General features: G+C 43.5%; 18 protein-coding genes. 6 read left to right on the top strand and 12 right to left on the bottom strand.

From position 1 onward, the window contains the following. Window positions 1–419: 419 nt before the first annotated feature. The 6 genes from CHI14_RS03025 to CHI14_RS03000 form a co-directional block, all read right to left on the bottom strand. The gene (locus CHI14_RS03025; RefSeq protein ID WP_095286945.1) at window positions 420–1,178 is read right to left on the bottom strand and encodes an SDR family NAD(P)-dependent oxidoreductase; all 759 of its coding nucleotides are present in this window, start codon (window positions 1,176–1,178) and stop codon (window positions 420–422) included. Window positions 1,179–1,239: 61 nt separating this feature from the next. Further along, the gene (locus CHI14_RS03020) at window positions 1,240–2,202 is read right to left on the bottom strand and encodes a transketolase family protein (protein ID WP_095286985.1); all 963 of its coding nucleotides are present in this window, start codon (window positions 2,200–2,202) and stop codon (window positions 1,240–1,242) included. Beyond that, window positions 2,202–3,035, bottom strand: a complete 834-nt coding sequence (locus CHI14_RS03015; RefSeq protein ID WP_095286944.1) for a transketolase — start codon at window positions 3,033–3,035, stop codon at window positions 2,202–2,204. The genes CHI14_RS03020 and CHI14_RS03015 overlap by 1 nt, the downstream gene beginning before the upstream one ends. A gap of 116 nt (window positions 3,036–3,151) precedes the next feature. Then, entirely contained in the window at window positions 3,152–4,498 is a 1,347-nt protein-coding gene (locus CHI14_RS03010) for an MFS transporter (protein WP_095286943.1), read from the bottom strand. 287 nt (window positions 4,499–4,785) lie between these two features. Continuing rightward, complete coding sequence (locus tag CHI14_RS03005) at window positions 4,786–5,451, bottom strand: FadR/GntR family transcriptional regulator (protein WP_095286984.1); 666 nt, start codon at window positions 5,449–5,451, stop codon at window positions 4,786–4,788. A 555-nt stretch (window positions 5,452–6,006) separates the two neighbouring features. Next, entirely contained in the window at window positions 6,007–6,837 is an 831-nt protein-coding gene (locus CHI14_RS03000; RefSeq protein WP_095286942.1) for an AraC family transcriptional regulator, read from the bottom strand. Window positions 6,838–6,986: 149 nt separating this feature from the next. On the opposite strand from CHI14_RS03000, the gene CHI14_RS02995 reads away from it, so the two are divergent. The 4 genes from CHI14_RS02995 to CHI14_RS02980 all read left to right on the top strand — a co-directional run bounded on the left by CHI14_RS02995 (window position 6,987) and on the right by CHI14_RS02980 (window position 12,428). Next, window positions 6,987–8,723 carry a glycoside hydrolase family 2 protein gene (locus CHI14_RS02995; RefSeq protein WP_095286941.1) on the top strand — a complete coding sequence of 579 codons (1,737 nt, stop codon included), beginning with the start codon at window positions 6,987–6,989 and terminating at the stop codon, window positions 8,721–8,723. A gap of 301 nt (window positions 8,724–9,024) precedes the next feature. Then, a complete protein-coding gene (locus tag CHI14_RS02990) occupies window positions 9,025–10,500 on the top strand; it encodes an extracellular solute-binding protein (RefSeq protein ID WP_249280982.1) in 1,476 nt (491 codons plus the stop codon). A 71-nt stretch (window positions 10,501–10,571) separates the two neighbouring features. After that, the gene (locus CHI14_RS02985; protein ID WP_095286940.1) at window positions 10,572–11,531 is read left to right on the top strand and encodes an ABC transporter permease; all 960 of its coding nucleotides are present in this window, start codon (window positions 10,572–10,574) and stop codon (window positions 11,529–11,531) included. A 15-nt stretch (window positions 11,532–11,546) separates the two neighbouring features. Next, entirely contained in the window at window positions 11,547–12,428 is an 882-nt protein-coding gene (locus CHI14_RS02980) for a carbohydrate ABC transporter permease (protein WP_095286939.1), read from the top strand. A gap of 330 nt (window positions 12,429–12,758) precedes the next feature. Here CHI14_RS02980 and CHI14_RS02975 read toward each other — a convergent pair whose 3' ends face one another. The 3 genes from CHI14_RS02975 to CHI14_RS02965 form a co-directional block, all read right to left on the bottom strand. After that, window positions 12,759–14,549 (bottom strand): helix-turn-helix transcriptional regulator, encoded by a 1,791-nt coding sequence (locus CHI14_RS02975; RefSeq protein ID WP_170948004.1) that lies wholly within the window; start codon window positions 14,547–14,549, stop codon window positions 12,759–12,761. Window positions 14,550–14,672: 123 nt separating this feature from the next. Further along, window positions 14,673–15,260, bottom strand: coding sequence for a sensor domain-containing protein (locus tag CHI14_RS02970; protein ID WP_095286937.1), 588 nt, complete (start codon window positions 15,258–15,260; stop codon window positions 14,673–14,675). Between the two features lie 506 nt (window positions 15,261–15,766). Then, window positions 15,767–17,107, bottom strand: a complete 1,341-nt coding sequence (locus CHI14_RS02965; protein ID WP_095286936.1) for an erythromycin esterase family protein — start codon at window positions 17,105–17,107, stop codon at window positions 15,767–15,769. 427 nt (window positions 17,108–17,534) lie between these two features. Here CHI14_RS02965 and CHI14_RS02960 point away from each other — a divergent pair, with 427 nt between their 5' ends. Further along, window positions 17,535–18,137 carry an MFS transporter gene (locus tag CHI14_RS02960; protein ID WP_141236631.1) on the top strand — a complete coding sequence of 201 codons (603 nt, stop codon included), beginning with the start codon at window positions 17,535–17,537 and terminating at the stop codon, window positions 18,135–18,137. A gap of 660 nt (window positions 18,138–18,797) precedes the next feature. Here the strand turns inward: CHI14_RS02960 and CHI14_RS02955 are convergent. Continuing rightward, on the bottom strand, window positions 18,798–19,367 hold the full coding sequence (locus CHI14_RS02955; protein WP_212676971.1) for a TetR/AcrR family transcriptional regulator: 570 nt from the start codon (window positions 19,365–19,367) through the stop codon (window positions 18,798–18,800). Window positions 19,368–19,524: 157 nt separating this feature from the next. Here CHI14_RS02955 and CHI14_RS02950 point away from each other — a divergent pair, with 157 nt between their 5' ends. Beyond that, window positions 19,525–20,484 carry a carotenoid biosynthesis protein gene (locus tag CHI14_RS02950; protein ID WP_095286934.1) on the top strand — a complete coding sequence of 320 codons (960 nt, stop codon included), beginning with the start codon at window positions 19,525–19,527 and terminating at the stop codon, window positions 20,482–20,484. Window positions 20,485–20,779: 295 nt separating this feature from the next. On the opposite strand, the gene CHI14_RS02945 is transcribed toward CHI14_RS02950, so the two are convergent. Both CHI14_RS02945 and CHI14_RS02940 read right to left on the bottom strand, forming a co-directional pair. Then, window positions 20,780–21,217: an ASCH domain-containing protein gene (locus tag CHI14_RS02945; RefSeq protein WP_095286933.1), complete on the bottom strand. Its 438-nt coding sequence runs from the start codon at window positions 21,215–21,217 to the stop codon at window positions 20,780–20,782. Between the two features lie 201 nt (window positions 21,218–21,418). Then, window positions 21,419–23,467, bottom strand: coding sequence for a glycoside hydrolase family 16 protein (locus CHI14_RS02940; RefSeq protein ID WP_249280981.1), 2,049 nt, complete (start codon window positions 23,465–23,467; stop codon window positions 21,419–21,421). Between the last annotated feature and the right edge of the window lie 141 nt (window positions 23,468–23,608).

Here is a 23,608-nt window from a genome sequence, read left to right as displayed (position 1 = left end):
AGCCTGACCACAAATCTGTTCAGGCTCAGTGTTTTTGTCACTTTCACTTACCAGTTAAACTTCAATCCCTCCACCTGCATAGCGGGTGGTTTTTTGTTTCGAGCGTTTCACGCACTCAACTGGCTAAAGCCATAAAAAAAGCAGCTGATCACTTCGATCAACTGCTTTCTTTGTATTATTGAGCTATCTTTTCCTGGTAGTAGAACGATATATATTAGAAAAATAAACTTGCAGGATGAATTCCCCAGTGTAAGGCTGCTTCACACTTCTAGTAAGCCATGAAGACTCCCGTTACTTTTGTTTATAATAAGATCACTGTAATAAGCAGCAGTTTTACTAATGACTCGTTTTACGATAATGAAAGTTAAGGCAGCCATTGCAATGGCAATAGCCAACGACTGGGGGAACAATGTCTTACATCAATCCATATGGGAACCACCGTTAATGTCGATTTCCTCTCCCGTAATATAGGATGCCTCGCTTGAGGAAAGAAAAGCAATGGCTGAAGCAATTTCTTCGGTTTCTCCCGGACGTCCCATTGGAATGTTCGCGATTACGCCATTGGCTGTGTCCTGGTCAAGCGACTTCCAAATGTCTGTATTCACCAGCCCAGGTGCGATACAGTTTACCGTTATGCCATTTGCGGCCACTTCGCGAGCGAGGTTCTTGGAAAATCCAAGCACAGCCGCTTTCGAAGCTGAGTAATGAGCTCCGCCGAAGACGCCCCCACCGCGTTTAGCGGATACGGACGACAAGCTAATGATGCGTCCATAGCCCTGTTTTTTCATCTGTCCCAGCACCGCCTGAGTACACAAGAACAAACCAAACATGTTAACGTTGAATACGCGGGTGATGTCTTCCAGCGACATTTCTTCGACAGTTACTTTTTGGGAAATTCCCGCATTGTTCACTAGAATGTCAATTCTTCCGTATTGTTGGATCACTTGATCCACCATGGTCCGGTTTGATTCCTCGCTGGTTACATTTAGTTCGATACCAAATGCCTCGCCGCCTTCGGCTCGGATCGCTTCAACCGTCTCTTGGATTCCTTCTTGGTTGAGATCCGCGATAACTAGCTTCGCTCCTTGTTTGGCCAGCGTTAAAGCAATAGTGCGTCCGATTCCTCGTTTTGACCCGCTTCCTGTGACAATTGCTACTCTGTTATCTAATTCGAACATAAGACGAACACTCCTTTAAATTTTTTTGAATGGCTGACATATGGCCTTGTCATCAGCACGCTTAACGGCAATCTTTCATAAGGGATTGCGCTGTGTGAACGATGTTTTCCACAGTGATCCCGTTCATTTCAAGTAGCTTCTCATAAGGCGCGGACTCACCGAATTTATCTTGTACGCCTATTCTGCGGACAATGGCGCCACCTTCCTCGGCTACCACTTCGCTAACGGCGCTGCCTAGTCCGTTCAGGATGTTGTGATCTTCAACTGTAATGATCCGTCCAGTACACAAGCAGTCTACGACAGCTTCGCGATCAAGTGGTTTAATCGTATGCATGTCGAGCAACATAACCGACATGCCTGACTTCTCGAGCACTTCCACTGCTTCCAAAGCTAAATGAACTGTATCACCGTTTGCGATGATGGCTATGTCTTTTCCGTCTTTCAGTTTTTTGGCCTTTCCGATCTCGAATTCCTCGTCTTCACCGTAGATGACCGGAATCGTATCACGCGTAAAACGGAGGTATACCGGTCCATAATGCTCCGCGGCCTTAGCAACCAGTTTTCGGGTAGAAGCATAGTCTGCGCCCATGATAACCGTCATGTTCGGAATGGTGCGGAGAACGCCCATGTCCTCTATCGCTTGATGGCTTCCTCCATCATTAGCTGGAGTCAGACCGCCATGGGAGCATGCAATTTTAACGTTCAAGTGTGGATAGCAAACTTCTTGTCGAATCTGCTCCGTCATGCGCAGGGAACCAAACACCGCATACGTGCTAATAAAAGGAATTTTCCCCGTAGTTGCTAATCCCGCTGCAAGACCTGCTGCATTTTGCTCGGCAATCCCAACGTTGATATGCTGATTCGGAAGTTGGTTCGCGAATTCAGTTGTTTTGCATGATTTGCCGATGTCGATGTCCACGACGTAAATATCCTTGTTCTGTTTGCCAAGTTCCAAAATTTCATGTCCGAATGCGTCACGAGTCGCAATTTTCTTAACGGTTGTATCACTACTTGGTGTTTTCATCATTTTAAACCTCCCGCAATTTCTTCCATCGCTTGCATATACTCGGCTTCCTTCGGGGCGGCACCATGCCAGCCGCATACGTCTTCCATAAACGAAACGCCTCTTCCTTTGACCGTATTGCAGACGATGCAAATTGGTTTCCCGTGCTGGAGAACTCTTATTTCGTCCAACGTAGCTACGATCTGTCCCATGTCATGTCCGTCGATTCTTCTGGTATCGAAGCCAAACGCTTTAAATTTCAGCTCCAAGTCCAAGTTCGGCATAATTTCGTCGCAAGTTCCGTCGATTTGCAGATTGTTGTCGTCCACAAAAACGATTAGGTTACCTAACTGATATTTGTTCGCAGTTTGCGCTGCTTCCCAGATCTGCCCTTCTTGGCATTCCCCGTCGCCCAACATGGCGAACACCCGGTATTGCTTTCCGTCTCTTTTGCCTGCGATCGCCATGCCTACCGCACAAGAGAGCCCTTGACCTAAAGAACCTGTCGAAATATCTATTCCGGGACATTTCTTCATATCGGGATGTCCCTGGAACGGCGATCCGTATTTACGTAGCGTATGCAAGTTTTCGAAAGGAACGAACCCTCTATGAAGCAGGGCAGCATACTGGATTGGACACACATGCCCTTTCGATAATACAAAACGATCACGGTCCTCCCATTTCGGATTAACCGGGTCAATATTCATTTCGTTGAAATACAGAGCGGTTATTATATCCGCCGCAGACAACGATCCGCCCGGATGGCCGGATTGAGCCTCGTAAATCATCGTAAGTGCCGTCTGTCTCAATTCGATTGCTTTTTGTTTAAGCTCGTTGACGCTGAGTTTTGTCATTGTGCTCACCTCGTATTATAATATGTTGTTCATTCATCATCTTGTCTGCTTGTATCCTAAGTTTGAGTAAAAAAAACGAGTAATCAGAATGTTTCTTATACCCATTTTTTAATCCTTCAGCCAACCTTGCTCGAGCTTATCCGATCCAATGATGTTCCTGGATTGGTTTTATGGCTTTTACCAGTTTGCTTCACCAGAAAGATGATAATGGTAGCACTTATAATCATGCTGATTCCTAATACGGTCAAACCGAAATTATGACTGCCTGTAAGGTCATTGATAAAACCAACGAAGTACGGGCCGAAAAACCCGCCAAGGTTGCCAATACTGTTGATCAAGGCGATTGCGCCGCCAGCGGCTGCTCCCGTTAGGAAAGATGGCGGAATTGCCCAGAACGGGGAGTATGCCCCGAAAGCTCCGCAGAGGCTAACCGTAAGAAGTGCGAACGAACCAAACATGCTGAATTCTGACACGTACACGCTGGCTATCATTGCAATGGCACTTATTGTTAGACAGCCGGCAACGTGAAGCTTTCGCTCGTTTCTTTTATCCGAGCTTTTCCCCACTAAATACATGACAACCATGGCACAAAGATACATGAAGCCCAACAACCAGCCGATGCTTTGTAAACTCCATCCCGTCGTTGCAGTTAGGCCTCTTGAAATGGTCGGCAGGAACATGTTAATGCCATAATATCCGAACATCCAGAAGAAGTAGCCGATTGCTAAAATGAGAACATCTTTATCTCGTAAAACTTCAAGAAATGTCGGTTTTTTTGATTTTTGTTTCTCGAGTGCCTCTTTGCGGGTCACATCCAGCAACCAGGTTTTCTCATCTCCGGTCAACCACTTGGCGTCCTCGATGCGATCCGTCAGGTAGAAATAACAAATGATACCGAGAATTACAGCTGGAATTGCTTCCAAAATAAATAACCACTGCCAACCCGAAAGGCCAAACCATTCAATCTGCAGCAGAAACGTAGATAACGGGGAACCAATGGCATTTGCAGCTGGAATAGCAATCATGAAACCTGCAATTGCTTTCGCGTGGTGTTTCGATTGATAGAAACCGCTTAGATAATGAACCATACATGGATAAAAGCTTGCTTCGGCAACGCCAAGTAAGAAACGAACGATATAAAACTGAATCGGTGTCTGAATAAACGCCATGACGACCGCCATGAGACCCCAGGTAACCATGATGCGGCTGATCCAGCGCCTTGCACCGATCTTGGACATCATTGCACTGCCAGGGACTTCTAGCAAGAAGTACCCCAGAAAGAAAATTCCTGCACCGAAGCCGTATACAGCCTCGGAAAAGCCCAGATCCTCATTCATTCGTAATGCAGCAAAGCCGATGTTTACCCGGTCCAGGATCGAAATTGCGAAACATAAAAACAAAAAGGGGATCAATCGCATAGTTACTTTACGAACTGTAGATTTCTCAAGCTGACGTAGATCCATAAGGAAATCCTCCCATTAGTTGATACATATCCTTTTTTAAATTAAACGCTTACATTTTGATTTTTTAAAAAAACCATTATGGCATTAGTTATCCAAATGAAGCGTTTCCAACACAGAGTGCGTTTCACCTCCATATAATTTGTATTCTTATCATCTTGTATCCTAAGTTAACTTGTTTAGAATATAACAACTTAGATTTTAATTGTCAATAACTTGTTTTTTTATTTTTTATAGAAAGAGCAAAACAAAAATTCCCTATGCCGGTTTATTATGCATAGGGAATTTAATCAATCTTTCCAGTAGCGATTAAAAAGATTTTGCATATGCTCAGTCATCAACCTGGCAGCAGTATCCTCCTTCTTTTGTTCAATGGCCTCAATAATTTCTTGGTGCTCGATAAAGTTGGTGTCTCTGTAATCAGGGCGGGTTACCGTCCGATCTCGGATAAACCTCCACATTTCCTGCTGCTTCATTGCTTGGGTAATTACAGTCATAAACTGAATAAATAGGTCATTGTGTGAGGCTCTAGCTATTTCCATATGCAATCGTTCGTCTGTTTCTGGCACATAGTGTCCTGCGGAGGTTTCGGATTCCATCTGTTTAATGGTCTTTCGAAGTTGAGAAATTTCTTCTTGAGTAGCCCTTTGCGCCGCCATTCTGGCAATTAGAGGTTCAATGCTCATTCTCGCTTCAACAATGTCTTCCGGAGACACAGAGTTTATAAACGATTCGTCAGTAAGCGCTTCATCCTGTGTAACAGTGCTTTTGACATAGACACCTTCACCCTGTCTGGAATAAATGTATCCCTTCATCTCCAATGCACTCAGTGCTTGTCTTATCGGAGCACGACTTACTCCAAATTGCGCGCATAATTCACGTTCTGTGGGTAGTTTGTCTCCGATTTGAAACGTGCCCAATTGTATCTCAGAAAGAATCTGATCATAAATCTGCATATACAATTTATTGCTTGATACGCGATTGAATTCTATTGAAATCACTTCCCTCTGCTGGATTCATTACTCTTGATTGCCAACAAATAATATCATAAACATTATATAAATAAGAAACTTGTTAGACAATATGTTGTGAGACAAATGTTTTTAATTATTAAAATGACATTTCTTATTAGTCCATGATATAAAACGCTAACCAAACAGACCACACTCACGCCCCTCCTCAAAAGGAGTCTAAAAAGCATTTTGGACATTTAGATATTTTGTAACGTTCTGTCAAGAATTCTAATTCCCTATGTCTCCAGCTCCTTTTCTTTTCAACTAACCTGCTCGTTAATCTAATGATGCAGATAAATATTCTACTCGACATTGGTACCATGTTCCTTAATCCTTTCAGCAACGGTACTGAACTCTACCTCAAATTCCTGATACAGTTAATCGTTATCTCATCGAATTCTTTTATTGTTGGGTTTTATCTACGCATGCGTGCATCATGAAACTATTTAGTCCACTTATGGCGTAGTCTCCCGCCGGTATCAAGTATGGGTATTATTCTCATTGCATGCTCCGGTATTCAGTTGGAGAGTAACCGTTTCGCTTCTTAAACGTTTTGCTAAACTGGTAGACGTCAGGGTATCCACATGCTATCGATATATCTGTAATAGAATCATCTGTAAACCGAAGTCGCCGGATGGCATGCTCATTGCGAAGTTGATCCAGATATTCTTTGGGACTACAACCATACCGTGCCGCAAAGGTTCTGCGCAGATAAACAGGAGAGAAACCAATCTGCTCTGCCAAGTCGGTAATGCGTAACTCAGAGGCAAAACCCGTGTCCAGTTTATCCTTAAATCTGCGAAGGGCTTCAATTATTCCTTCCTCCCTGCTGTGTCTGGCTCCTGCTTCAGCGGCCTCATGTACTTCCTGTATTAAACGATACCAGATAGATTTAATTCGTGCTTCTCGAACAAGATCCCCGGGTACCCACTCCTTCTCCGCTTCCCGAAATTGTTCTCCAATCCTTCCCATACATTCGCTTTGTAATGGTAAAAGAAATGGGAGTCGCAACCGTTCAATCGGCTCGGGAAGATCCCATGCATGCTCATTTTTTTTCAGAGACGCACAATCGAAGAGCAACATCGTCATACGGAGCGGGTGTGCCTCGGAGGATTTCATATAGAGTGATAACCCAGGCCAAAGATAGACCAGAGTACCACCACTAACCTCCACATCCCTATCCTCACAACGGAAAATCCCCTTGCCACTGTAAATGTAATAAAACGTATGTCCAGATACTGTCTGCCGAATATCCTCCCAGCCTGGCAGCGCCGGCTTCGCGAGTACCCAATGTATATGTACCACCATATTTCCCAAAGCATACTCCATAATCATTCCACCTATCCTGATTTGTATCGTTTATGACAAATGATCAAGATTGTTTTTACCATTGTCGCTTCATTGCTACCAATGCTACACTCCGAACATATAGACCATCAATGATGATCTAATGCTAAAAAATAGTGGAGATGATAAATATGATCCGAACGTTTCAGCAGCATCGACTCAGGGAAAGCCAATTGCTTAACGGATTATGGGATTTCGTTTTTGACAAGGATGACATTGGTTTATCTGAGAAATGGCACATGAACTTCCCTTCCATACATGATCGTATCCCCGTGCCAGCCTGTTGGAATAACGAGCTTGGTAAATACGACTACGAAGGCGTAGCATGGTACCGAACCCAGGTAACCCTTGACAATAGCAGTCACCTGCGTCTATTGTTTCACGCTGTGATGGGGCATGCTGATGTGTACTGGGATGGGCAACATTTGGGATACCATTATGGTGGTTTTACTCCTTTTGACTTTACAATCCCTAATGCCTCTTCAGGCATACATGAACTCATTATACGTACAGACAGCACACTGGGACATAACACTTTGCCATATCATATTGTGGATTGGTTTCATTACGGCGGAATCATCCGGCCTGTGGAAGTCCAGCACTTACCTGATGTCTGGATCGAGAATATGCGCATTATCTATGATATGACAGGAGATTCCAGTGCTAATGTGAAGATTCATCTTAAACTCCATTCTATGTCGGAGAAGCCAACCGAAGTGCCCGTAAGCTTCTATCGAAACAATCTCTTAATCCAAAATGATAGCGCTTACCTATCGAATAAGGGTAGCACGGAACTTGTGCTCGAACAAGCTTGGTCAGAAATACAGCGATGGGATACGGAAAATCCTACTCTCTACATGGTCAGAGCAGTCGTGGGTCAAGACGATCGGACAGATCGCATTGGGTTCCGTACCGTGGAGACTCGAGACAAGAAGATTTTACTGAATGGTAAGGAACTCTACCTACAAGGCGTCAATCGTCACGAAGAGCACCCGGAATGGGGCTTCGCGTTTCCCAACAAATTGATGACCAAGGAACTTGATATTATCCGTCAGATGGGATGCAACACGGTACGTGGTTCACATTATCCCCAGAGTGAATACTGGCTTGATTTGCTCGATGAACAAGGTGTCCTTTTCTGGAGCGAAATTCCGATATGGGGTGCTGCATTCCCGGCTAAAGAGACGGACGACCCACTGTTTGTAGAACGAGCAATGACAATGATGGATGAGATGATTGAGCGAGATTTTCACCACCCTTCAATCCTCTTTTGGTCTGTCCACAATGAGATCGATACACGCTCTCAGCAGGCTTATGACCTATCTATCAAGATGATAGAACTTGTTAGAAGCAAAGATCAATCCAGACTAGTCACTTTCGCCACGATGCACCCCATGACAGACATCTGCTTTGGATTATTCGACGTGATCGGGATTAACTATTACGGCGGATGGTACTTCGGACATGCCGAGTTCGAAGAAATGCTCGAAGTCTTTCATGAACGTTGTAACCAATATGGAGCCGAGCATACCCCCGTGCTCATGACTGAATTTGGTGGAGCAGGTGTCCAAGGAGATTCTGGCTGGGAACCCCGCTTATTTAGCGAGGACTACCAGGCAGATTTACTGAGTAAGTCGCTGAAGCTCTTCCGAAGCGATCCGAAGATTAGCGGCACATACGTATGGCAATTTGCAGATACTAGAGGCCAACTTCAAAGCCATCTTCCCCATTTTAGAGATCGGGCACGCTCCTTCAATAACAAAGGACTGGTCAACGAATATCGCAAACCCAAACTTGCCTATCGTGTGGTGAAAGGGATATACACGGACCAGACTGATCCGTACGACTGGGGTTCTACACTGAGGTAACCTTTGTGATCTTGTTACAAAAAATCCATTCACGAGCACTAATGAATTGAAAGGCACTTATGAACACGCATCTATATAAAATCAACTAGACATTTATCGAGTTGAATCCTCCAGATGTAGGGCTATTAAAAAACCATCATTCCAAAATTAAATACATCATTAAGAGAATGAGGAGGGCGATTTGTTCATGTTCATGCACACAAAGAAGTTAACCAGGTATACTGTTGTCTTAATTCTCTCCATATTAGTTACAACGGCGCTGTCCGCGTGCAGTGGAGAAGGTTCAGGATCAACGGAGCAAGTGGATCCCAATCAACCATTAACAAAATTAACGTATTGGGTCGACTTGTTCCCAGATGCAGCCGCCATTATGAAGAGTTATGGAGAAGTAACTGCTTGGAAAGAGATTGAAGCAAAAACTGGTGTGGAAATTGAATTTCAGCATCCGGCCCAAGGCCAACTCGGCGAGCAATTCAATTTAATGGTAGCATCGAATACGCTGCCTGATGTTGTTGATTATGCATGGAATACTTATCCTGGTGGAGCACAGAAAGCGATCAGAGATAAGAAACTCATCCCCTTAAATGATTATTTGGAATATGCCCCCAACCTGAAGAAGCTTCTTGATGAGAATCCGGAATGGAGGAAAATGGCTTCTACCGATAATGGAGATATTATTGGCTTTCCGTTCATCCGTGAAGATGTCACCCAACAAGTGTTCCTCGGACCAGCGATACGCCAAGACTGGCTGGATAAGCTGAATTTGTCCGTACCTACTACCATTGATGAATGGTACACCGTTTTGAAAGCGTTTAAAGAACAAGATCCTAATGGTAATGGAGAAGCTGACGAAATTCCAATTCTCATGCCGGCAGGCGAGCTAGCTTTTGCTGGAGCCTTCGGGACCCCTAACGATTTCTACCAAGAGAATGACACTGTCAAGTACGGCCCGATCGAACCCGGCTACAAGGATTACCTGACCACCATGAATCAATGGTACAACGAAGGATTGCTCGACAAGGATTTTGCAACCAACGATGCCAAAATCACAGATGCCAAAATAACGGGAAATCAGGTTGGATCAGCGGTATTGTTTCTCAATGGTGGAATCGGGAAATATATGGACTTGATGACGAAAAGCCAGCCTGATTTCCAAATCGTTGGAACCCCCTACCCAACGATAACTCCCGGAGAAAAGCCTGTATTCGGACATATGGATAATCCGGTCACCGGTATTTTCGCAGCCATCACCGGCAGTAATCAAAATGTGATTGGAACTGTAAAATTCCTGGATTTCATGTACAGCGAAGAAGGTAAACGTATTATGAACTTTGGTAAAGAAGGTGAAACGTACACGTTGGTTGACGGCCAGCCCAAGTATACGGATGTTATTTTAAAAAATCCTGACGGGCTTCCGATTTCCCAAGCCTTCAGAAAGCACATCATGGGCGCAACCTCCGGTCCTTTTGTACAGGATGTACACCACACAGAGCAGTACACGATCAAACCACAGCAAAAAGAAGCGATGGCATTGTGGTCAGATACGACACAGGCTAAAAGAATGCCTCCCGTTAGTATCTCTGTAGAAGACAGCAGTCGTTACTCTTCAATCATGACTGATATTAATACGTTTAAAGACGAAATGGTGCTGAAATTCATCATGGGTTCAGAACCGCTTGATCACTTTGATAACTATGTAGAGATGTTAAAAGGGATGGGCATCGAAGAAGCGATCCAAATTCAACAATCTGCTTTGGAGAGATACAACAATCGATAGGTATGGCTAACCATCCGGAAAACGGCGAGCGACAGCTTGCCCTATTCCGGGCATCCGGGAGGGAGAAAATCATGCCTGAATTAAACAGAAACCCTGTGCAAGCAACCAGAATACCTGCTGAAAGCAAAAAGAGCCTCATTAAAAAGGATCTCGTTCGCAATCGTTTTATCTATTTGATGCTTGTACCTGTCTTAATTTACTATGCTGTATTTCATTACGGCCCCATGTATGGTCTGCTGATTGCCTTTAAGGATTATGGTATAGCAGATGGTGTATGGAACAGTCCTTGGGTCGGTTTCGCCCATTTTCAGAACTTCTTTGAGAGTCCTTACTTTTGGAGACTTCTACGAAATACGTTAATGATCAGTCTGTATGAGTTACTGTTTGCATTCCCCGCCCCGATCATTCTGGCTCTATTGCTTAATGAGATTCGGCTAATAATCTTCAAACGTGTTGTGCAAACGATTAGTTATCTCCCTCACTTTATATCTATTGTGGTTGTTGCAGGCATGCTAGTAGACTTTTTTGCCCGCGATGGCCTGATTAATAACTTCCTCGGCTTTTTTGGAGTTGAGCCAACGGCTTTCCTGCAAAAGTCAGAATGGTTTCGTTCCATCTATGTATCCTCCGGGATTTGGCAAGGAATCGGCTGGGGCTCAATCATCTATCTCGCAGCCATGTCATCCATTGATCCAACCCTCTATGATGCGGCTCGCATTGATGGTGCTGGGCGTTGGAAGCAAACTTTGCATATCACCATTCCAGGCATTATGCCCACGATTGTCATCCTATTTATTCTCAATGTAGGCGCAATGCTTGCCGTGGGAAGCGAAAAAATCATTTTGCTATACAACCCGCTTACGTACGAAACAGCCGATGTCATATCAACCTATGTATACAGAAAGGGTATTCTAGGGGCCGATTTCGGGTATTCGGCTGCAGTAGGCTTGTTCAACTCGGTCGTCAGTTTCATTTTGCTTATACTCGCCAATACCGTTAGCAAGCGTGTAAGTGAACATAGACTATGGTAAAGGGGATCATGAACAATGACATATAAACGTTCTTCAGGTGAAACTGTATTCTTATGGTTTAATGTCACTTTTATGCTTCTACTCTGTTTCGCTACACTGTATCCCTTTGTTTATATCTTATTCGCTTCAATAAGTGATCCGACTGAGATATCCAGGTTTCGGGGGATGCTCTTGTATCCAAAGGGATTTAGCTTAGATGCATACGCCGCCGTGCTGCAAAATCCTATGGTGCTGACAGGCTACCGAAATACGCTATTCTATGTCATAGCGGGTACAGCTATCAATCTGGTTATGACTACACTCGGCGCCTACGCCCTCTCCCGTCGGAACGTTTATTTCAGGGACCACATCATGCTCTTTATTGTGATCACTATGGTATTCAGCGGGGGACTCATTCCCTCTTTCTTACTCATCAACAATCTAGGGATGTTAAACACGCCTTGGGCACTTCTCTTGCCAGGAGCCATCAACTCATTTAATTTAATTATTATGCGAACCGCATTTCAAACCATTCCGGCTAGCCTAGAGGAGTCCGCACGTATCGATGGAGCGAATGACTGGGTCATTATGACCCGGATTATTATTCCGCTCTCTATGCCCGTCATTGCTGTCATGATCCTATGGTACGCCGTTGGACACTGGAATTCGTATTTCAATGCCTTAATCTATTTACGTGACCGTGAGTTGTTCCCTCTTCAGCTGGTTCTCAGAGAGATACTCATTTCCAACAGTACAGATAATATGATGACAGGGGCAGCGACAAGTGACCGGATGGATATAGGAATTACGATTAAATATGCCACGATCATTGTGTCGACTTTGCCAATCTTAGTTCTATATCCATTTCTGCAAAAGTACTTTGTACACGGTGTTATGATCGGTGCCCTCAAAGAATAATAGTGTCCTGAGCTTATCATGACGTAAAAACCTTGAGTTCAGCTTTTGATACGCATAAGATTTACTTAATGTTATAAAAATGGAGCAGCAACCACTAAGGTCACTGCTCCGTGAATTATGCGATCAATGTCTATATGTACATCTAATCGGTAATCGGACCATGTTCTTGTCCCTCGTCATCCGTGCATAATCAATTTCTTTTTCTGGCTCAGCACGCAGATTACAATATTGCTGAATGTCTGTTGCTATTCATCGAAATACCATTTCCACAGTTCGGACGAAGATACCCCAACTTCAAATCAGCATTCTGTGTGGATACATAACTTGGGGTTATTCCAGAAGCCCAGCCTCCCTGGCTTTCAGCACCGCTTCCTCACGGTCGCGGACTCCCAGCTTCAAGTAAGCCGATGACGCATAGTTTCGAACCGTACCATCGGATAAATACAATTTGGAAGCAATGCTTTTATATCGCAGCCCTTTGGACACGAACTGTAAAATTTCAAGTTCCCGCGGTGTTAAATCATAGGTCGAGGAGGCTTTGATTGACGAATGGTCATCGACGCTATTGTCTGCTTCCAGTTGGGCAAATAATTTGTGTGACATGCCCTGATCGATCAGCGTACCCCCGCGGTGGACGGTGCGAATCGTTTCAGCCAGCTCTAACGGCTGCATGGACTTCAATAGGTATCCATCCACCCCGCTTCGCATTGCCTCCATAGCCTGTTTGGTATCCTCGAACGTGGTGAGAATCAGAATCCGAATGTTGGGCCACGACTCTTTTATCGTACGGGAAGCGGAGATTCCATCCACATTCGGCATATCAACATCCATAAGCACCAGTTGTGGCCTAACTTGCCTGCACAGCTCGATCGCTTGCTCGCCATCCTCCGCCGTCCCGACAACCTGAAAATCCTGCTGCTCCTCCAGCAAAGTCCGCAAGCTTTCACGGATAACGGGATGGTCATCGACGACCAACAGGCGGATGACATCATTTTTATGCTCTGTTTGTCTGGGTAGCGTGCAGGTAACGAGAGTGCCTTCTCCCCGCTCTGTATAGACGGCAACATGGCCTTGCAAAATCATCGCCCGCTCCTTCATGGCGCTGAGGCCAAAGCCCTCCCTTCCATGCTCCATCCCGCGGCCGTTATCATGAATTTCCAATCTCGTCTGCTGAGGCTCGAAATGCACGGAAACCTTAATCTGTGTCGAGTGTCCATGGCGCACGGCATTCGTCAACGACTCTTGCAGGCAGCGATAGAGTGCTGTCTTCGCTTGCTTCATTACGGGATACTCCTCTCCGTAGGCGTGAAAAGTAACCGGCACCTTGGCATGTTCCTGAAACTCCTCCGCGAGCTTCCTCAAAGACTGAAGCAGCGGGAGAGTCTCATGCGGTGATTCGATTTGATGCACGTAACCTCTGACTTCCTCCATATTTTGGCGTGCCAGGTTCAATAGAGAATCGAGACTTTCGATTCCTGTATTCGTTGCTATCTGAGGACGCAACGTTTCCAATCCCATAATGAGCGAAGTGTAGGCATGACCGACGGTATCATGAAGCTCTTTGGACAACCGGCTCCGTTCTTCGGCAAGTGTGATACGCTCGATTTGGGACAGGTACTGCTTCAACACCGCATTTTGCTCACGAATCGTTTCGCCTTGACGATGATTGAGTGCGAGTAAATGGAAGGAGAATCCGAAGATATATGCCGTCCCTATGTGAACGGCCATGACCCAGTATTCACTCTGCTCTGCAAGCTGCTTGATTATGGCGGGCATGAGCAATATGGATACAGGTCCTGACCAGAGATAGGTTCTATGGGCACTGTGGGCAGCAATGAAAAAAGCATAGAGCAGGAATGCTAAGTAGGCTTGCGGAAAAAATGAAGCCAGATACAAACACAAACCGCCCGAGATCACAATTTCGGTAAACAAGTAGTATTTATAATTGAGCTGCAAGCAAAGCCATGGAACGGAAAAAGCAATCAGCTGCCATAGGACAAGGACTACAATCGGCAACGTGAAATATTGTTGCAGACTTATTGTCGTAAACACGAGAGAAATGCTGGATATCAGCCGGATTATAAACATGAGCCAGTCGTACCAGTACCATTGCTTGACCATATCGAACAAAACCATCATCCCCTAAAGACTTTCAGTATGACATTACGTAACTATTATAAAGTAAACTTCTATAGAGTAAACTATCCTCCTCCTACGATCTACGAGCCGAAGTAGGGCATTCGTCTACCGGTTCACATGCTTGATCATTAGACGTGTGTAGCCGCCTATCCAGCGTGCCAAGCGGTCCGCAAGCCAGTAGCTCACCAACATCAGTATGATCCCTGTGGCCGATACCATCATAGCTTTTGCAAACGTGTCTACCGTCGCACCCATAATAGAAAGGCTGATAAACGGATAGAGAAACGGGACGACAAACAATACAGGCGGCGCCACATAGAGTAAGGCTGCACTGACCAGACTTAAAATCCCTACAGGAAACTTCAACATCAGCCAGCCAATAGCGATCCAATTGCGTCGGTTCAGCAACTCCTTTTTCGCTTGGAGCCAGTTGGACACTTTCGGGTTGACGGCTTTAACACAAGGCTCGGTGGTGATATCCATATAGATCTTGGTTTGTACTCGTTCGTATTGCAGGAAGACAGTTGTCGTTCGCAAAACGTTAGCCAGGAGAGGAACACCCACGACAGTAAACGAAAGACTCAAACCTAGAATAATGGCAACCAGATAAAAGCAGAAGTAAAACAATCCGGTGACGAAAGTAAACAGCAGGAAATAGCCGTTTTGAACAAAACAGGCGACGGTTCTTGCCATCAAAGAGCTCACATCCTTTGCAAGTAGTAACCGTATCCTACTGCTCTTGATGTTAAATCTGCCAGTGTCAAAATGTCATATGACATCAAATGAACGGATTGTGAGCTGCAGTCATAACCAACTGCACAGTAGAATTGTTCAAACTCAGGATGACCCCTGTGTGTCAGTGATACAGGTACAATCCGCAACTCATTACTATACTACAGGGAAAAAAGTAATCAAGCACTATGCCAAGCAGTAGTCCTTATCATGAAGCTATATACTCCATGTGTTCCTCTACTATGCACATAATTTATATATGGCATTTAGACCAGACGGATCCCTGACGCCCATAAGCGCTCTGATATTTCAATAATGTGTTTTTAAAAAAAAATAAGGTACAAAAAGAACTCGTCATTCCAGATCCTGCAAAGAATTCTTCAAGTCTATCGGTTAATGATAAACATAAATCGTTAAAACAAAAAAAGCCGCAACTAAGCGACTTTTAAGCAGACATAATTAAGAGTTTATTGATTCAGTTGAGATGGCTTTACTTTCTGAATTTGAACGATGATGTCAAATGTTTTACCTAAAGATAGATCAACAGTTGTTGGGATATCTGGACCTACCGTTGTTACTCCAGCAAAAATGGGATGTTTCTCTTGTAGCCAAGTTTTAGTCACTCCGTTTGCCTTACGTAAATCAACAAAGAACTGGTCGTATTTTACTTGTCCAAAGGTATGGTTGAAACTATTCGGGTCATCTAATTTTAAGATTCCATAGGGCCCGAATTGTTGGCTGGTGTTATAAACATTGTAACGTCCCTCGAAAACAGATGTTCCAATGGTTACATACCGTTTGCCATAATGTTCTGCTAAGTGCTGCCCAGCCATTTTAGGGTATACGAAAGGGAGCATATTTGTTTTCGACACGTGCCCGTTATGGCCCCACACGATTGTTTTTCCTATATGTTCTTCAGTCCATTTCGCATTCTCATACATGGCAATATCGTGTTTCAAATAAAAGTCTTCCAGGTTATCAGGATATGCGGCTGTCATTGTCGTAAATTGCTCAATAATACGGGCATTTTGTTTGATCCATGCGAACTCTGGGGATTTTCCATTCAGTTTATTCTTATTTTGCTCTAATAAAGCGCTGATTTGTTTCGCATCTGAAACATACTGTGCTTTCGTTTCTTTCTTAAGACCGCCAAAGGTATCTAAATCCTTTGTTACAGGAATAAGACCTTTCATCTTTTGATCGAAACGAGTGACAAGTTTCGGATCGTATTTCTTTACATACGTTAGGATATTGTTATAAACACTCTCGTTCACGGTTTGTATATCCATCCCGATGATCCGTATTTTGGATTTGTGCTTTGGATCTGTATTATATTGGCGTATCCATTGAAGCAGATCTATGATTTCTTTTGTGTTAAATACAGGACTTAGATATTGGCTTGGATCCCCTTTACCCGTTAGAACATAGCGATCGAGTCCCAATGCTCTGTCCCATCCCTCTTCTAACACTAAGGCCTTAAAGCCCATTTCAGCTGTCAAATATTTAACAATGCGATGCTTCATGGTAAAAACTTCGTGAGCTCCATGCGTTGCTTCGCCTAAACCAACAATTGTAGCTGATCCGATCATATCCTTAAGCGGTTTTAAATCCTGAAGAGATGCTGTTGGATCCGTTGACTTTAATGACATGGCATGCTTTTCTAACCATTTTATCTGCTTATCTTTTTGATTTGAGCTGTAGGGAGCTATAAGCGAAGCACCTACTTTCGAAGCTGCATGAATATTTCCTGTAAAACCAGCCAGTGTGATCATCGAAGCAGCAATTGCGATACCCATTTTCTGTTTCATAAAATCCTCTCCTTAAATACTTTGTGATTTGGTTTGATGAGATATATTCTAGTTCCCAGAACTCTCTTCTGTATCCTACTGAACTCGTTGTTATGTACAACAGTGTCAAAATGTCATATGACATGATACGCCCTTCAAAGAAGTGATCGGCCATACTGCGGGAGAACAAGCCGTTCGCTCCTTATTAGGACTGCAGGAATGAATTATGAAGACGAGCCTTATATCCAATCACATACTAAGGAGTGATAATTAATGAAATGGAACAATTAAAAGAGAAGAAGCTCTATCTATTTTAGGAGATACATGGTATATCTTAGCGCTTGTCGTTACGCTATACCATGTATCTGGTTCTGCCACCATAACCGCTTTGTATCCACTACTCAGAGCTGCCGGTATGACAGTAGGTAGTATATCGGCTCCTATTATCATGCGTAAGCTGCGCTTGAACCGCCTACTTGCAACTAGTCTTGGGGGACAAACTCTTGGCTTGAGCTTGCTCACCATATATATGGTACTAGTTGGCGAAGATAATCTCAATATAGCATTATTAATCGGGATAGTTTTCGGGATATCTATTCTGGAGGGTGTGGCGGTTCCCGTGAGATCGTCTCTTGTTGCTCTAACTGTACCTGAATCTTCTCTGCTTAAAGCGAACAGCATACTATCGGGTATTGTACAATCTGGTTCTCTGGCCGGATGGGCGTTTGGATCAATGACAGTCAGTTGGCTCGGTGCAAGCCAAGTGCTGCTCCTTTCAACAATGCAATTAGGTGGTGCATGCTTATCATCCTGCATGATCAGCAAAGTCAGAAGCAACACACACCAAACTCCAGCCGGTTCTTGGAAACGTTCGCTTCAAGACGGATGGCGGATTTATTTAATGTTACCGAGGTTACGTGTTTTATTATGGATGGATCTTTGGGAAGGCTTGTTTAGGGGTGTATTCGCCGGTGCGCTATTGCTCGTGTTCGTAGACGAACGGCTACATGTTGGCGATACCTTAATATGTTTGAAATACATGCCTTATTAACAAATTAATCCATATATTTTCATCTATTCTTCCATCATGGCAATCCTACATTATCCACTATTAACAGTAATGAGCAATCAGTGAATCTGCACTAGCACTCATGTATGCTAATCATCAAATTTGTGATAATTCTACAAAAATGAAATAACCGTAATCTGGAAGAGTATTACTGGTCAAAAATACGGTTTTCTCCATTTAGACTTTCTTAACCATTTTGTTTGTACTATTTATATAATTATCTAATCCGAAATGACACATTGTTCCTATCCTTTTCGGAGTAATGTTTAAGTACGCGATTCATTTATCCGTTCTTTCCTCCACACGACATTCATGTTCTAATCACCATTACCTGCTAAAGCCATATAAATTTCAGATTCACTGTAGCCTGCAAGCTTAATGGAATCTAACCAAATTCGGGCTGAGATCCGTTCAGGTCACTATTTGCATCATAAATGATGGCCTTGTTCACAGAAAATTTTTAACTGAGTCTTTTCCATAAAATAGTATATCGTTAACATAAAAAGCCGCTAAAATAGCGACTTCGATGGGAATATGTTCAACCATTAGTAAGTGTAAAATGTCACTTTAAAATCCTAAAGGACGACTTTTTAAGTCGACTCATAGAGCTTGCCGGGCTTCTTGGTGAGGAGCGGGGAAATCCTACAATTTTTCAGAATAAAAAGCTTTAGATACGGATTCCGTAGCTTTATCAATAAAAGCTGCAATTTTACTGGGGCTTTCCTTCAGACCACTACTCACCCACTTTTTAATAATAGCTATACTACCATGAGCGGTGAACGTATACCAGGAGTCAAATAATTGTGGATCAAAATATTTTAATTCCGTCTTCCATCGCTCAATAGTTAAATCGTGACTGATATAAAGGATTCGTTCTAATAATTCTTTATCGCCATGCTCTGAGAACAGAACCTCACATATCGTTTGATTCGCTTTTATATACTTACATAATTCATAAGATAGCTTTTGAGGGTTTGAAGAACTCATTCCAACTTGCTTAATGTCTTCGTAAAGATCATTTTCAATCGTTGAAAGAAGCTCAAACTGATTCGCATAGTGTGTATAAAAGGTGTTGCGATTAATCCCTGCTTCTCTGCAAATGTCGGTCACTGTAATTTTATTGATAGACCGTTCTGTCAAAAGCTTCAGCAAGCTTTCTTTTATAACCATCTTTGTATATCTGACTCTGTGATCTGTTTTTTTGTCTGCCATAGTATCCTCCCCAAAGAAAATAATAAACGAACAAGTCTAATATAGTTTGTAAGATAACGAACATAAGTCAAACGAACAGCCTGTTGTTTAAGTAACACGGTGAAATTATAATTTATTTGAACGTTCAATTCAATTTCAACTTAAATGGAGGTAAAATGTGGGTGATATAACTGTAGTGCCTGTATGGATAATTCAAGATATTATAGTCTTAATTGCTGCTGTTCTAATGGTTTTCTATATCCTTGATAAGGAAACACATCCCAAAACGGTTCTACTGCAATTTATAGGTTTTGTGTTTTTTTACGCAGCCGTTTTTGAAATTACTGCTTCATCGCTTGGGGAAGGTTTTTACGCCTATGGGCGGAGTATTTTAATGTTATTTAATATACCGATTACTGTCCCTATTATTGAGTTTCTGATCATTTATTCCACTTTGCGTGTTCTAAAGTCTGTAAATATACCGTCATGGACTAAACCCTTTATTACGGGATTGAGCGCTATGGTGTTTGACTTTTCATTGGACCCGGTGGCCGTTAAACAGATATTTCAGACTGCGGATGGACTCATGGCAAGATGGACTTATTATCCGTTAGCCGGTGAACCTCAAATCTATGGGGAACCCGTGATGAATTTTACAGGATGGATTTATATAGCGGGATATTGGACTGTATTTATTCTAATTGGTGAATGGTGGCATAAAAAGAAAGGCTACAGTAAATCAATTGGTTATATCTATCCGTTTCTGGCGGCCATTCTGTCCTTAGCTTGTATGTTCTCACCTTTATCTAACTTCTTTAATTATATGGGGCCGTTCTTCGCCAGAACCTCTAATATGCAATGGGTGATGTTGATTGCACTTTCTGTAATTACAGCCGGAATGTTAGCATTAGCTTTTATAAAGTTCTGGGACCGAAAGGTTATTTATTCAATCACTCCCAAAAAAGATTTTCCTATCATGTTTACTTTCCTGGGGTTCCCCCTGGTTAATACAATATTTTGCCTTATAGGGGGTTACACGGAAGTATTGTGGCTGGTCGTTCTGGCTCAGATCTTATTATTGATAAGCTGGATTGGAATTTATATTATGGGTAAAAAAGCAAGTCCAATCACGAAATAACCATAAGCCCAAGCATGGAGACAAAGACGCACTTTCATTCATATTCCTGTTCGGCATTTTTATTTTCGGCGCCTCATGCTTAAATAAAAAAAATAGACCGCTCTCCCTAAGGTAACGGTCTATTCCGACCACCACCTAGCGGCCGACTTCTCTTTATGCAGTTAATGTATACTGGAGTCGTGTTACAGCACGGCTCCTTACTTATACTTACCTCTGTATAACAGATACTAGAACGGTTTATAGAATTATTTCTTTTCGATTTTTTTAATTGGATTAATTGTTTGCATAGGTTATATCACAACTCTTCGTCTATCGGATATTCCCATAGTCCCAGTTTTCCCTTCGCTGGAATATAGGGCTTCAGCAGACGGAAATCCGCTATTTCCCACGCAAAATAACCTGGACTATAATCGCCTAACAGCAAGTCCTCACCCGACACAACCTTCCCGCAATCCAGTATGGCTGACGAAGGATTAGCGTCGATGACTTGATAACAATTGGAAAGCTCGCAAGTTGCAAGGATGACCCCTGTAGGGAGGTTTTGTTCCATATAGCCATTCTTGGCAAGTAAAGAACGTACGGGTTCATATTTGCAGGCCTGCTTATCAACTTTCTGGCTTGCATGAATGGCCAACGGACCGCGATACCGGGTCTTCCAGGATCTTGTTTCATAGAGAGTCTCGCCTTGGACAAGCAGAGTTGCCCATGGTTGAATCATAGATAATACTTTCATTCCTTAACGCTCCATTTCTGTTCATAATGATTTACTATTCCCCAAACATTCCCGAGACTTTCCATTCCCGCATGATGCGACTCTAGATATAAACTGAGGCCCTACCTGCCTGATTACCATCAATTCAAATAAAACAACAAAAAACCGTTGATCATCATGAATCAGATCAACGGCTTGTTAATTGTGGAAACAGCTATTTTATTACTGTTCTTTATACACGCGTACATAATCCACCTGCATAGTCGCCGGGATATCGGAGGCGTTTGGAGTACGGCCACCGTCAAAGTTTCCACCGATTGCCAAGTTCATAATGAGGTAAAACGGCTCATCGAAAGGTGCATTCGGATTATTCGGTGCAGCTGCGGAATACCACTGCTGGTTGGTCACTTTATAGAAAAACTTGCCATCGACATACCATTTAATGTTGTCCTCTTCCCAGACTACCGAGTATACATGATAATCATTGGCAAAAGTTTGCCCCTCCGGGAAGTGATAATCGCCGCCAGAAGACTGGTTCCCGGGCCATTGTCCACCAAAGTGTATGGTACCGCTTACTGATCCAGGCAGACGCCCTCTTGCTTCCATCACATCAATTTCACCTGATGCAGCCCAAGTGCCGTATACCGAGTCTTGTGGAAGCATCCACAGTGCTGGCCATACACCATCACCAGTAGGAAGCTTGGCACGAAAATCGACTCTGCCGTACTTCAAGGACAGTTTATCCTTGGTGTTAATCTTGCCAGAAGAATATTGGGCATACCGATTCGGATCCTGTGGGAAAGATTTGCTATCGTTCATGGCTTTGATATTCAGCTTTCCGTCCTGAACATATACATTTTGGGTGCTGTTTGTGTAGTGCTGCAGCTCTGCATTACCCCATCCCCATGTGGAGGGATCGTTATTGAGATAATAGCCTGTTTCATAGTTCCATTTGCTTGTATCCAGCGTAGTTCCGTTAAACTCATCCTGCCAGATGAGGTTCATGCCTGCGATTGCCGGGTCGGTTGGCGTTCCGATGGAGATATCCTCTTGATCGGATACATCCGGACGCGGAGCATTTGGATTGCCGATAAAGGTATAGTTGACGAAGTTGCTGCCAATATTTCCGCCCGCCTGTCCGTTCAGTGGATATCCAATACGGATCTGCATATTTTCTTGGATTGGCTGGAACCAAAGACCATAGATATAATCGGCCCAGTAACCCCACTGGTTGGCATCGGACATATTGTTATACCCATTACCGGAGTATGCAAATTTGCTCTGGCTGGAGTTACTCAAATCAACCCATTGCCCATTGATGTTAATCTGGTATACAAAATTACCCAGCTCCTTGGCGATGGGCGCCCCACCATCAATTTTCGGAAGCGGAACCCCAATGGAACCATTTGCATCTGCGGTGAAGGTAGTTCCTTCATATGGCGTAATCACATATGAATTTCTTGTAGGTTCATTAAACGTAATGGTATAAACTAGATTCGCTGAAGAAGTCTTTGATTCCAGTTTGACATTGATCGACTCCGTTACGTTAAACCAGTACCCACCACCGCCATCAGTGAATTGGCCAAAATTGTGATCGTAGATCCAGCCGCTGGCTGCGTTATTATCAATATCAATCCAGGTGCTGCTGTTAACAGGTTTCACATACACCTTCAAATCATCCGCAACAGCTTCATAAGTGACCGCAGGATCATTGTTGAACGTTGGATATGTAAAGCCTGCACCGCCTGTGAAACTTGCTGTGATTTGTGGACCTTGTGTCGCATTCATCGCTGTGATGGTTGTTTTGTTGATGTTTTGGAATACAAGTTGATACTCCAGCTTAACACCATTCGCTTTGGAATATAGTTGAATCTCGGTTGTTGCGGAGAGGGTAAACCAATAGCCATTGAAGCCGCCATCGCTCCAGTGCCCCCAATTTTGGTTATAGATATAACCGCCTGCCTGGTCGATATCAACCCAGTTGCTGCCCACTTTTACATTAACGCCTACATCACTGTAAACATCATTCCATGTCGCGGAGCCTCCATTGAACTTAGGCATAACAAATCCGTAGCTGGCCTTGCCAACGCCTGATTTTGAAATGACAGGCCCGTCTGCTGGTGAAAAGTACTCCATTGAGGTTACGGTCGTTCCCGCTGCCTGAACCTTTGAAGCTTGGAGCATGCCAACACTAGCCAGCATCACAACCACAAGGAACATACCAAGTACCTTTTTTATAAACCGTTTCTCCGTAAAGTGAGATGGTTTCATAATTGCCCTCCTTTTAATAAAATAATAGCTTCTCCCAATCCATGCGCATTAAGGAAACCGCTTACATGAGAGATATCTTTATTTTATCGAATAGGTTAATTTGCTGAAAAGGTACAATTGTTTTTGTGGTATCCCAATTTT

The organism is Paenibacillus sp. 7516, assembly GCF_002272715.1.
Taxonomy (GTDB): domain Bacteria; phylum Bacillota; class Bacilli; order Paenibacillales; family Paenibacillaceae; genus Paenibacillus; species Paenibacillus illinoisensis_A.
This window is presented reverse-complemented; position numbering and strand designations above follow the sequence as displayed.